The organism is Cupriavidus sp. C1SS-2L, from assembly GCF_057073735.1.
In genome coordinates, this window is the sequence record NZ_CP172708.1 from 3800139 (window position 1) to 3811908 (window position 11770).

Consider the following 11770-nt stretch of genomic DNA (forward strand, 5'->3'; position numbering starts at 1 on the left):
TGACGTCCGCGCGCGTCACAGGTCCTGTTCGCTGACCGGCAGTTGCAGCAACGCCCTGACGCCCCGCCCCTGCGATCCTTCGGTCAGCGTCACCGTGCCGCCGAAGCGCGCCGCCATCTCGCGCGAGATCGCCAGCCCCAGACCCGAGCCGGGCTCGGTGTTGCCCACGCGCCGGTAGAAGCGCGCGAATACCTTCTCGCGCTCGCCGGCGGGAATGCCCGGTCCGTCGTCCTCGACCATCAGGCACGCGGTCTGGTCGACGCGCCGTGCCGACAGCGTGATGCGGCTGCCCTTCGGCGAATACTGGATGGCGTTGTGGACAAGGTTGGCGAGCGCTTCGCGCAGCAGCGCCGCATCGGCGCGCACGGGCAGCTTGAGCCCTGGCGTCGGCTCCCAGCCGAAGTCCTGCTGCTTGCCGCGCGCGAGCGGCAGGTAGTCGAGCGCTACCTGCTCGGCCACCGTGACCGCATCAAAGATATCCACAGTATCGGCAGCTGGCGCGGCCGCTTCGCCATGGTGTTGGCGTACCCGCGCCAGCGCCAGCAGCTGGTTGGTCAGCCGCGCGGCCTGCTCCAGTTGCGTGACGATGCCGCCGACAGCTTCGCCGGCAGCCTGGCGAGACGCAGGATCGTCGCCATCCGCGCACAACTGCCGCTGCGCGAATTCCGCCTGCGTCTTGAGGATGGCCAGCGGCGTGCGCAATTGGTGCGCCGCATCGGCGATGAATTGCGCCTGCGCCTGCGCCATCGCTTCGGAGCGCGCGACATGCAGGTTCACGGCGTCGACCAGCGGGCTCACTTCGATGGGCACGCGGTCGAAGGCGAGCGGCGTCAGGTCGTCGGGCGAACGCGCCTCCACATCGTCGCGTACCCGTCCCAGCGGGCGCAGCACGTAGGTGACGCCGCCGACGAGGATTGCTGCGCTCAGCACGATCAGCAGCAGGTCGCGCGCGAGCGCGCTGCGCCAGACCGTGCCGATCAGCGCCGTGCGCGGCTCGGCAGATTCGGCGACCTGGATGATGACGCGCATGCGCGCATCGGGCCGGTACACGGGCCGTGCCATTGCCGCGATGCGTACGGCCTCGCCACGGTAGTCGTCATCGTCGTAGAAGCGCGGCTGGTTGTTGGCGAGCGAGCCTTTCGGCAGCGGCAGGTCTTCGTAACCGGTGACGGTTTCGACCGTGCCCGCGCGCTCGAGCGAGACGCGATAGTACACATGGGTCTGCGCCGCGGTCTCGAACATCTCCATGGCGGCGTCCGGCAACGAGAGCTGGAGGCTTTCGCCAGCCATGCCGATGGCGTTGTCGATCGCCCGGATCGAGCCATACAGCGAGCGGTCGTACGCGGTGTTGGCGGCATGGCGCAGCGTGCCGTAGGTGAGCCAGGTGTCGATCGCCATCATGGCCGCCAGCGCGGGCACCAGCAGCAGAAGCAACTGGCGGCGCAGGCTGCCGCGCCGCCACAGCGGGATCGGGCGCCGCGCGCCGTGGCGCAGCTTGCGGAGCCACATGTCAGGCGGCCGGTGTCTCAGGCTCGAGCAGGTAGCCGAAGCCACGCAGCGTGACGATCGTCACGCCATGCCCGGCCAGTTTCTTGCGCAGGCGGTACACGAGCACCTCGATGGCATCGGGGCTGACATCGGCGTCGAGCGAAAACACCTTGTCGAGCAACTGGGCCTTGGTGAGCGGCTGGCCGCTGCGTGCGAGCAGCGCACCGAGCAGCGTCGATTCGCGCGGCGTCAGCGCGAGCGGCTGGCCGTCGAGCGTAAAGCCGCGGGACTCCCCATCGAACACCAGCGTGCCGCATTGCAGGCGCGGGTGCGCGCGGCCGCGGCTGCGGCGGATCAGCGCGAGGATGCGGGCTTCCAGTTCGGCAATCGCGAACGGCTTGGGCAGGTAGTCGTCGGCGCCGAGGTTCAGGCCGCGCACGCGTTCGTCGAGCGTGTCCTGCGCGGTCAGGATCAGCACCGGCGTGCGGTCGTCGCGCGCGCGCATGGCCTTGAGCACGGCCAGGCCATCCTTGCCGGGCAGGCGCAGGTCAAGCACGACCACGTCGTACTCTTCGGCCACAAGCCGCGCCTCGGCCTGCAGGCCATCGCCCACGTGTTCGATCACGAAGCCGCCCTGCTCCAGCGCGCGGGCAACCCAGCGCGCCAGTTCGACTTCATCTTCCACCAGCAGAATGCGCATGCTGGTTCTCCTCCATTTTTTTGATCGTGCGGTCCATGGGACGCGGGCGCCTATAATACCCCCGCCCCGCCATTACCGGCGTTCCCGGCGCGTGTCGCGCCCCGGCCCATCCGTTGCCGCTCTGCACAATCTTGTCCCAGCGCCTGACATCCCCTCCCGAACCTGATATCGCGAGTGCCCCGGCTTCCACGCTGCGCCGCAAGCTGCTGGCCGGTGCCGCGCTGGCCCCGCTCGCGGGACGGACGCTCGCGCAGGACGCTATGCCGGCGCCGCCGGCCAGCTACCCGTCCGAGTATGAGGTGATCGTGTCACGCGCCATGCGCGAGGGCGAGGTGCATGTCTATGCCTCGACCGACCTCGACGTCGCCCAGCCGCTGATCCGCGCGTTCGAGGCGCGCTACCCGGGCATCCGCGTGCGCTACGAGGACCTGAACACGATCGATCTGCACGAGCGCTTCCTGGCCGAAACCGCGGCGCTCGGCAAGGCGCAGCCGGCCCCGGATTCCGCGTACGCCGATGTGCTGTGGAGCACGGCCATGGACCTGCAGATCAAGCTCGTCAATGATGGCTATGCGCAGCGCTACCACTCGCCGGAACGCAGCGGCCTGCCAGCCTGGGCGGTGTGGCGCGACGAAGCGTGGGGCACGACGTTCGAGCCGGCCGTCATTGTGTATAACCGCAACCACTTTGCCGGCACCAAGCCTCCGGGCAGCCGCAGCGGCCTGGCGCGCGTGCTGCAGGAGCACGCGCCGCGCTGGCGCGGAAAAGTCGTCACTTACGATGTGGAGCGGTCCGGCGTCGGCTACCTGCTGGCGCAGCAGGACGCGCGCATGGGCAGCGAATTCTGGTACCTGGCCCAGGCGCTCGGGCGCACGCACGCGCGGCTGTCGGCGTCGACGGCCGACATGATCGAACGCATCGCCAGCGGCGAATACGTGCTCGGGTACAACCTGCTGGGGTCTTACGCGCTGTCGCTGATGGAGCGCGGCGCGGCCATCGACGTCATCGCGCCGCGCGACTACACGCTGGTGATGTCGCGCGTGGCGTTCATCGCGCGTCGCGCGCCGCGTCCGAATGCGGCGCGGCTGTGGCTCGATTTCCTGCTCTCGCGCGAGGGGCAGGCGGTGCTTGGCAAGTCCACCTCGCAGCTCTATACGGTGCGTACCGACACCGACAGCCCGCACACGGCATCGGCGCTGTCGGAACGGCTCGGCTACGCGCTCAGGCCGATCAGCGTCGGCCCGGGCCTGCTGGCGGCGCAGGACACGCTGCGCAAGCGTGCCTTTCTGGAGCGCTGGCGCGAAGCCATGCGCGGTTAGCTCGGCAGCGCCGTTACGGCGCGCCGTTGGCTTCCTGGCAGGCTTTCTCGCAAAGCGTACTCAGCTCGCGATCGAGTTCCGCCATCGGTCGCGGCACATAGCCATGGCGCAGCGCCGGGGAAAACCTGAGCGTATCGATGAAGGCGTCCGACAGGCGCTCGGCATTGGCGTCGAGGTCGAAGTCCTGTGGCGAGAACAGCCAGTGCGCGAGCACGCCGCCAATCGCCGCATGGAACGCGTTCACGGCCAGGTCCAGGTCCAGATCGGCCGGAAGCTGGCCGCGCTCCACCGCAAAGCGCAGGTGCTCGCGGATCTTCACCATGCCTTCCTGGTGCGACTGGCGCTGGCGTTCGAAGATGGCCCCGTTGTCCTGCACCATCTCGCACTTGTGGAAGATGATCTCGAACACCCGCCGCCAGCGCGGATTGACCACGGTCTGGCGCATGACGAAGGCGCAGATGTCGCGTATGCCTCCCAGCGGGTCTTCCTGGCGCGCGATGCGCTCCGGGTCGCATAGCGCTTCCACGGGCAGGTTCACGCGGTCGCACATGGCGGCGAACACGTCGCTCTTGTTCTTGAAGTGCCAGTAGATGGCGCCGCGGGTAACGCCGGCCGCCTCGGCAATGTCTGCCAGCGACGGGCGCGCCACGCCGCGCGCGTGAAACACGGTTTCGGCTGCGTCGAGAATCCGGTGGCGCGTTTCGAGCGCCTCTTCCTTGGTGCGTCTGACCATTTCTATCTCTGGTGCCGGCCTTGACGATGCATGAGTGCGTCAATGGCCGGTCCGTTTTCCTCCCCCTGGCGTGACTGCGGCAGCAGCCCAGCGTTTTGGTGCTCTGCACCGGCGGGTCGTTATCGTCACTTCGATTTGCTTCAAGACAGCTGCGTGCCTCAGCCCGCCGCCGCGACCGGCGCGCATCCTAACCCGTCAGGAACGCACCGTGCTTTGTTTCAACGCCTGAAACGGGATTCCGTTGCACACAGTCTCCGTAAATAAGCAAGCCAGGCGTCGAAAAGCCCGCTTTGCGGAATAGGCTTAACATACATGCTTGAATGTATATATAATACTCGCCTGCCCGACGTTCAGCCAGCACGCAAAATTTTGTGCACAAAGCTGCACCAGCGTTGTTTCTGACCAGTCGGTCATTAATGCTGTTCATCCAAGAAAATGCCACGTTCGTCGCTTCGTCCTTGTCGCGACATACCGTTTGGCTAGCATCACGCTTTTTCCGCTGCCAGGCACGCAGCGGACCGCATCGCGCCCCGATTGCCCCCTATTTCCACCAGGCATGCCGGGACCGGCGCGGCAGATCTCAAAATTTCATCATGGGGTTATCGATGAGGAAGTCCCAACGTATCCATTGCGTTGCCGTCGCCGCGTTGTCGGCGCTGGCGCTGACCGCTTGCGGCGAGAAAAAGCCTGAAGGCGGCGCCATGCCCCCGCCGGAAGTGGGCGTTGTCACCGTGACGCCGTCGGCCGTCGCCATCGTCAATGAATTGCCGGGCCGCCTGGAAGGCGTGCGTACCGCCGAAGTCCGTGCGCGTGTCGAAGGCATCGTGCTGTCGCGCAACTACACCGAAGGTGGCGAAGTGAAGGCCGGTCAGGTCATGTTCCGCATCGACCCCGCGCCGTACCAGGCGCAGCTTGCGTCGGCCAAGGCCGCACTGGAGCGTGCCGAGGCCAACGCCGTGTCGGCACGCCAGAAGGCCGAGCGCTACAAGCCGCTGGTGGCCGTCAATGCCGTCAGCAAGCAGGAATATGACGAGGCCGTGGCCGCCGCCGGCCAGGCCAATGCGGACATCGCCTCGGCCAAGGCTGCCGTGACCACCGCGCAGATCAACCTGGGCTACACCACCGTGACCGCCCCGATCAGCGGCCGCGCCGGACGTGCGCTGGTGACCGAAGGTGCGCTGGTCGGCAAGGGCGAGGCCACCAAGCTCGCGCTCGTCGAGCAGGTCGACCCGATCTGGGTGACGTTCACCCAGCCCGCCGCTGAAGTCACGCGCCTGCGCCGCGCCATCGAGTCCGGCGCGGTCAAGGGCGTGGACGGCGGCGCCAGGGTGCACCTGTATGTCGAAGATGGCCACGAATACGAACAGACCGGCAAGCTGCTGTTCTCGGACATGACCGTTGACCCGACCACCGGCGCCATCACGCTGCGCGCGCAGTTCCCGAACCCGAAGCGCGAGCTGCTGTCGGGGACTTTCGTGCGCGTGAAGATCGAGCAGGGCGTGGATGAGAACGCGATGACCGTGCCGCAGCGCGCGCTGATCCGCAATGCCCAGGGCGCCAGCGTGCTGGTGGTGGGCAATGACGGCAACGTGGCCGCTCTGCCGGTGAAGGCGCCAAAGGCGATCGGCGACCGCTGGATCGTGACCGAAGGCCTCAAGGGCGGCGAGAAGGTGATCGTCGAGGGCCTGCAGAAGGTCAAGGTCGGCGCGCCGGCCAAGGCCGTGCCGTTCCAGCCGGCCGGTGCTCCGGCGCCTGCCAAGCAGGCTTCGGAGCCGCAACCGGCTTCGGGCAGCAAGGCCGGTGCCAAGGCGGAAGCCCAGGCTGACGCCAAGTCCGACGCCAAGCAAGGCTAAACCCAGCGCATCAGACAGAGGGAGCCAGTTTTATGGCCAAGTTTTTCATCGACCGGCCGGTGTTCGCGTGGGTGCTCGCGCTGATCATCGTGCTGGGCGGGTTGCTGTCGATCGTGCAGTTGCCGATCGCGCAGTACCCGAACATCGCCCCGCCGACGATCTCGGTCACCGCGACCTATCCGGGCGCCTCCGCGAGGACGCTCGAGGATTCGGTCACCTCGGTGATCGAGCAGGAGCTCAACGGCGCGCCCAACCTGCTGTACTACCAGTCGACCAGCGAATCGTCGGGGCTGGCGTCGATCACCATCGCGTTTGCGCCGGGATCGAACGTCGACCTGAACTCGGTCGAAGTGCAGAACCGCCTCAAGCGCGTCGAGGCGCGCCTGCCGGCGGAAGTGCGCCAGCAGGGTGTGCGCGTCGACAAGGCGGGCAACAACTACATGATGTTCCTGACGGTGTCGTCGAAGTCCGGCGAGGCCGACGCCATCCAGCTGGGCAACTACGTGTCGTCGCAGGTGATCGACTCGATCCGCCGCGTGCCGGGCGTGGGCCAGGCCGACCTGTTCGGCACGGAATACGCCATGCGTGTGTGGCTGGACCCGGCGAAGCTCACCGGCTTCAACCTGACGCCGCTTGACGTCACCGCCGCGGTGCAGGAGCAGAACATCCAGGTCGCCGTGGGCGAACTGGGCGGCACGCCGTCGCCCAAGGGCACGGAGCTGAACGCCACCGTCACCACCGAAAGCCGCCTGACCACGCCGGAGCAGTTCGGCAACATCCTGCTGCGCACGAACCCGGATGGTTCGTCGGTGCGCATCAAGGACGTGGGCCGCGTGGAACTCGGCGGCGCCGATTACTCGACGCTCGCCCGCACCAACGGCAAGCCGTCGGCGGCCATCGCCATCAAGCTGGCCCCGACCGGCAACGCGCTGGCCACGGCCACCGCCGTGCGCGCCAAGATGGAAGAGCTGTCCAAGTACTTCCCGGCGGACTACCAGTACAGCGTGCCTTACGACACGTCGGCCTTCGTCAAGATCTCGATCGAGGAAGTGATCAAGACCCTGCTCGAAGCCGTGGTGCTGGTGTTCCTGGTGATGTACCTGTTCCTGCAGAACTTCCGCGCGACGCTGATCCCCACGCTGGTGGTGCCGATCGCACTGCTCGGTACGTTCGGCGCGCTGCTCGCGTTCGGTTTCTCCATCAACGTGCTGACGATGTTCGGCATGGTGCTGGCGATCGGTATCCTCGTGGATGATGCGATCGTCGTGGTGGAAAACGTCGAGCGGATCATGAGCGAGGAAGGGCTCTCGCCACGCCAGGCTACGCGCAAGGCGATGGGCCAGATCACGGGCGCCATCGTGGGCATTACGCTGGTGCTGACGGCCGTGTTCATCCCGATGGCGTTCTTCTCGGGCTCGGTCGGCAATATTTACCGCCAGTTCTCGCTGTCGCTGATCGCGTCAATGGCGTTCTCGGCACTGCTTGCGCTGACGCTGACGCCGGCACTGTGCGCGACGCTGCTCAAGCCGGTCGAGGCGGGTCATCATCACGAGAAGACGGGCTTCTTCGGCTGGTTCAACCGTACGTTCGCGCGTGCATCCACGAGCTACCAGGGGGTGGTGGGCCGCATCCTCGCGCGCAGCGGGCGCTACCTGATCATCTACGCGGTCATCATCGTCGGCGTGGTGGTGCTGTTCAAGCGCCTGCCGTCGTCGTTCCTGCCTGACGAAGACCAGGGCTACATGATCACCGTGGTGCAGTTGCCCAACGGCGCGACGCAGGACCGTACCATCGGCGTGCTCAAGCAGATCGAGGATTACTACCTGCAGAAGGAAAGCAAGGTGGTGGACCAGATGATCACGGTGGCGGGCTTCTCGTTCTTTGGCCGCGGCCAGAACGGCGGTATCGCGTTCGTGCGCCTGAAGGACTGGAAGGAACGTACCGGTGCCAACGAAACCGCGCAGGCGCTGGTGGGCCGTGCATTCGGCGCGCTGTCGTTCATCAAGGACGCCATCATCTTCCCGCTGAACCCGCCGGCGATTTCGGAACTCGGCAACTCGTCGGGCTTCGACTTCCGCCTGCAGGACCGCTCGGGCCAGGGCCACGCCAAGCTGATGGAAGCGCGCAACATGATGCTCGGCATGGCGGCCAAGAACCCGGTGCTCGTGGGCGTGCGCCCTGAAGGCCAGGAAGATGCTGCGCAGCTGCAGATCGACATCGACCGCGAGAAGGCCAAGGCGCTGGGCGTGACGGTGGCAACCATCAACTCGACGCTGTCGATTGCGTTCGGCTCCAACTACGTCAACGACTTCATCTATGAAGGCCGCGTGCGCAAGGTGATCGTGCAGGCAGAAGGCGCCGACCGCCGGCTGCCGGACGACCTGACCAAGCTGCGCGTGCGCAACAGCAACGGCGACATGGTGGCGTTTGCCGCGTTCGCGACCTCGAAGTGGGTCATGGGCTCGCCGCGCCTGGAGCGCTACAACGGCATGCCGGCAGTGAAGATCGCGGGCCAGGCCGCACCGGGCCACAGCACGGGTGAAGCCATGCGCGTGATGGAAGAGAACTTCGCCAAGCTGCCGCCGGGCTTTGGGTTCGAGTGGTCGGGCCAGTCGTACGAAGAGCGCCTGGCCGGTTCGCAAGAGCCGATGCTCTACACGCTGTCGCTGATCATCGTGTTCCTGTGCCTGGCCGCGTTGTACGAAAGCTGGTCCATCCCGTTCTCGGTGCTGCTGGTGGTGCCGCTCGGCGTGCTGGGCGCACTGCTCGGCGTGACGCTGCGCGGCATGCCTAACGACGTGTACTTCAAGGTGGGCCTGATCGCGACGATCGGCTTGTCAGCGAAGAACGCCATCCTGATCGTGGAATTCGCCAAGGACCTGCAGGCGCAGGGCAAGGGGCTGATCGAAGCGACGCTCGAAGCGGTGCACCTGCGCTTCCGCCCGATCCTGATGACGTCGATGGCATTCATTTTGGGCGTGCTGCCGCTGGCGATTGCCACCGGCGCGGGCTCGGGCAGCCAGCGTGCGATCGGTACCGGCGTGATGGGCGGGATGATCACGGCCACGGCGCTGGCGATCTTCCTGGTGCCGGTGTTCTTCGTGGTGGTGCGCAAGCGCTTCAAGGGCAGCGAGCGCCAGCACGAATTCGAACGTGCGCGCCTGTCCGCAGCGCAGGAGGACAATTGATATGACCAAGACACTGACCACACTGCTGCTGGTGGCCGGCGTTCTGACGGGCTGCACGCTGGCGCCGAAGTATGAGCGTCCGGTGCCGCCGGTGGCCGCTGGTTTTCCGGGTGCGCCGGAAGGCTACGCCACGGCCGAAGTGAAGAGCGGCGAGACGCGTCGTGCCACCGACATCGGCTGGCGCGAGTTCTTCCGCGACCCGCGCCTGCAAACGCTGATCGCGACTTCGCTCGAAAACAACCGCGACCTGCGTCAGGCTGCGCTACGCATTGAAGAGGCGCGTTCGCTGTACCAGATCCAGCGTGCCGACCTGCTGCCGACGGTGAATGCAAACGCCGGCTACACCCGGGCCCGCACCTCGGCCGCCCAGACGGCGACCGTGCTGGGGCAGCCTTCGGTGAGCGACCTGTATTCGGTTGGCCTGGGCATCTCGTCCTACGAACTGGACTTCTTCGGACGCGTGCGCAGCCTGTCGAACGCGGCACTGGCGCAGTACTTCGCCACCGAGGAGGCGCATCGTTCGGCGTATATCTCGCTCGTGTCGGAAGTGGCCAAGGCCTACCTGTCCGAGCGCTCGTTCGCCGAGCAGTACGAGATCGCGCGTGACACGCTGAAGGCGCGCGAGAGCACGTATGCACTGGCCAAGCAGCGCTTCGACGTCGGCGCCACGTCCGCGCTGGACCTGCGCGACAACGAATCGCTGGTGGCGCAGGCACGCGTCTCCGCCGCGCAGCTGGCACGCCAGCGCGCGCAGGCGCAGAACGCGCTCGAAGTGCTGGTGGGCAAGCCCATCGGCTCGATCGAAAATCTGCCAGAGCCGATGCGGCTGTCGGACGAACGCATCATCAGCGATATCCCCGAAGGCCTGCCTTCGGATCTGCTGGAGCAGCGCCCCGACATCCGCCAGGCCGAGCAGCTGCTGCTGTCGGCTAATGCGAATATCGGTGCGGCACGTGCGGCGTTCTTCCCGCGCATTACGCTGACCACCAACATCGGCACCATCAGCCCGACGTTCTCGGGCCTGTTCGACGCTGGCACCAAGGCTTGGTCGTTCGCGCCGCAGCTCACGCTGCCGATCTTCGACTACGGCCGTAACAAGTCGAACCTGGACCTCGCCAACGTGCGCAAGAACATCGAGGTGGCCAACTACGAGAAGACCATCCAGACGGCCTTCGCGGAAGTGGCGGACGCGCTGGTGGCACGCGGCACGCTGGAAGACCAGGTGGCCGGCCAGGAACAGGTGCGCAATGCGGAAGCGGCGCGTTATGAGCTGGCGCGCCTGCGGTTCCGTAGTGGTGTGGCCAGCTATCTGGATGAGCTCGATGCACAGCGCCAGCTGTTCACCGCTGAGCAGGCGCTGATTCAGGCGCGGCAGCTGCGGCTGAACAACTCGATCGATCTCTACCGATCGCTTGGTGGCGGGCTGAAGGAGACCGGCGAGGTGGCGCAGGCGCCGGCTCCGGCTGCGCCGGCGGGGACGGTTACGCAGTAAGGGTCTACAGGTCGGTTCAGGAACGGCGCACTGTGGTGCGCCGTTTTTTTTAAGCTTCTTGCCGAAGAACGATACCCGCCGCACCGGCGAAGACCGCTCTTGACCCATCAAAACCTGTAAGACGCCGCCAGATAAAACACAATCGGATTCGGCTCCAGCTTCGTTTTTGACGTCGACAACACCGTCCCATCCGACGCCTTGATCGTCATCGTCGACGTCGTCGACAGCGGGATATAGGTGACCGAAGCCGTCAGCCCCCAGTGTTCATTGAAGTTGTACGTGCCCCCCACGTTGAACACCGGTGCCCACGACGACGACGCGTCTGCATGCACGGAGGTCGGTCCAGGGATCCCTGCGCCAGCGGCAAGGATCGCGCCGAGGTTGCTGTTGACCGAAGCGGAAAAGGCAGGGTTCACTTCGATGTTGGTGTAGAAGTTGTACGAAAGCCCCAGCCCGACGAACGGCCGGAAGCTCGCGGTTGGCGTCAGGAAGTGGTATTGCACCATGGCGGCCGGGCTCCACTGGCGTGCCTTGGTGATGATCGGGTTGAGCGCCGGGTCGCCCAGGCTCTGCCGGCCCAGCGCCCCGGCCGGACCTGGCGGAATCAGTTCTCCATGGCCGTAAATCTTGAACTCCGGCGGAATGCCGCCGACCGCGGTCAGTGCGATATGGTCGGTGAAGAAATGGCTGAAGGTGAAGCCGACCGTATTGGCATTGGACGTCGACAGGCTGCTGCCTGGTGCGCTGAAAGTGGATGGCAGGCCAAGCGGATAGTTGATCGGCACCTGCGCCACCGACGTGGTGAGCGGGTCGCTGTGGCCGCTGGTCTGGACGTTGAACCAGCCCGCGGTGACGACGTTGTCGCCGGCCTTCTGCGCGTGGGCCGGCGCGCTCGCCAGCGTCAGCGCGGCGCAGGTTGTCGCAAGGATGATGAAGCGCTTGTGAATGGCTTGCATATGGTGTCCCCGGTCGATCGAATAGGTTGCGTCCATGCCGC

The 11770-nt window shown here is 66.2% G+C and carries 8 protein-coding genes; 4 read left to right on the forward strand and 4 right to left on the reverse strand.

What is annotated here, in order from left to right; translation table 11 throughout:
* Nucleotides 1-15: 15 nt before the first annotated feature.
* On the reverse strand, nucleotides 16-1509 hold the full coding sequence (locus ACIGJG_RS17630) for a sensor histidine kinase (protein WP_140950443.1): 1494 nt from the start codon (nucleotides 1507-1509) through the stop codon (nucleotides 16-18).
* Nucleotide 1510: 1 nt separating this feature from the next.
* Complete coding sequence (locus ACIGJG_RS17635) at nucleotides 1511-2188, reverse strand: response regulator (RefSeq protein ID WP_011299563.1); 678 nt, start codon at nucleotides 2186-2188, stop codon at nucleotides 1511-1513.
* A gap of 260 nt (nucleotides 2189-2448) precedes the next feature.
* Between ACIGJG_RS17635 and ACIGJG_RS17640 the strand changes: the two genes are divergently transcribed.
* On the forward strand, nucleotides 2449-3507 hold the full coding sequence (locus ACIGJG_RS17640) for an ABC transporter substrate-binding protein (protein ID WP_181184435.1): 1059 nt from the start codon (nucleotides 2449-2451) through the stop codon (nucleotides 3505-3507).
* A gap of 13 nt (nucleotides 3508-3520) precedes the next feature.
* Here the strand turns inward: ACIGJG_RS17640 and ACIGJG_RS17645 are convergent, their stop codons facing one another.
* Nucleotides 3521-4240: a TetR family transcriptional regulator gene (locus tag ACIGJG_RS17645; RefSeq protein WP_011299565.1), complete on the reverse strand. Its 720-nt coding sequence runs from the start codon at nucleotides 4238-4240 to the stop codon at nucleotides 3521-3523.
* 605 nt (nucleotides 4241-4845) lie between these two features.
* On the opposite strand from ACIGJG_RS17645, the gene ACIGJG_RS17650 reads away from it, so the two are divergent.
* Genes ACIGJG_RS17650 through ACIGJG_RS17660 form a run of 3 tightly spaced genes read left to right on the forward strand, consistent with a single transcriptional unit; the run spans nucleotide 4846 to nucleotide 10773 of the window.
* Nucleotides 4846-6093 (forward strand): efflux RND transporter periplasmic adaptor subunit, encoded by a 1248-nt coding sequence (locus ACIGJG_RS17650; RefSeq protein ID WP_011299566.1) that lies wholly within the window; start codon nucleotides 4846-4848, stop codon nucleotides 6091-6093.
* Between the two features lie 32 nt (nucleotides 6094-6125).
* Nucleotides 6126-9281: an efflux RND transporter permease subunit gene (locus ACIGJG_RS17655; RefSeq protein ID WP_011299567.1), complete on the forward strand. Its 3156-nt coding sequence runs from the start codon at nucleotides 6126-6128 to the stop codon at nucleotides 9279-9281.
* A 1-nt stretch (nucleotide 9282) separates the two neighbouring features.
* Entirely contained in the window at nucleotides 9283-10773 is a 1491-nt protein-coding gene (locus ACIGJG_RS17660; protein ID WP_011299568.1) for an efflux transporter outer membrane subunit, read from the forward strand.
* 107 nt (nucleotides 10774-10880) lie between these two features.
* On the opposite strand, the gene ACIGJG_RS17665 is transcribed toward ACIGJG_RS17660, so the two are convergent.
* Nucleotides 10881-11729, reverse strand: coding sequence for an OmpW/AlkL family protein (locus tag ACIGJG_RS17665; protein ID WP_220631697.1), 849 nt, complete (start codon nucleotides 11727-11729; stop codon nucleotides 10881-10883).
* Nucleotides 11730-11770: the final 41 nt, after the last annotated feature.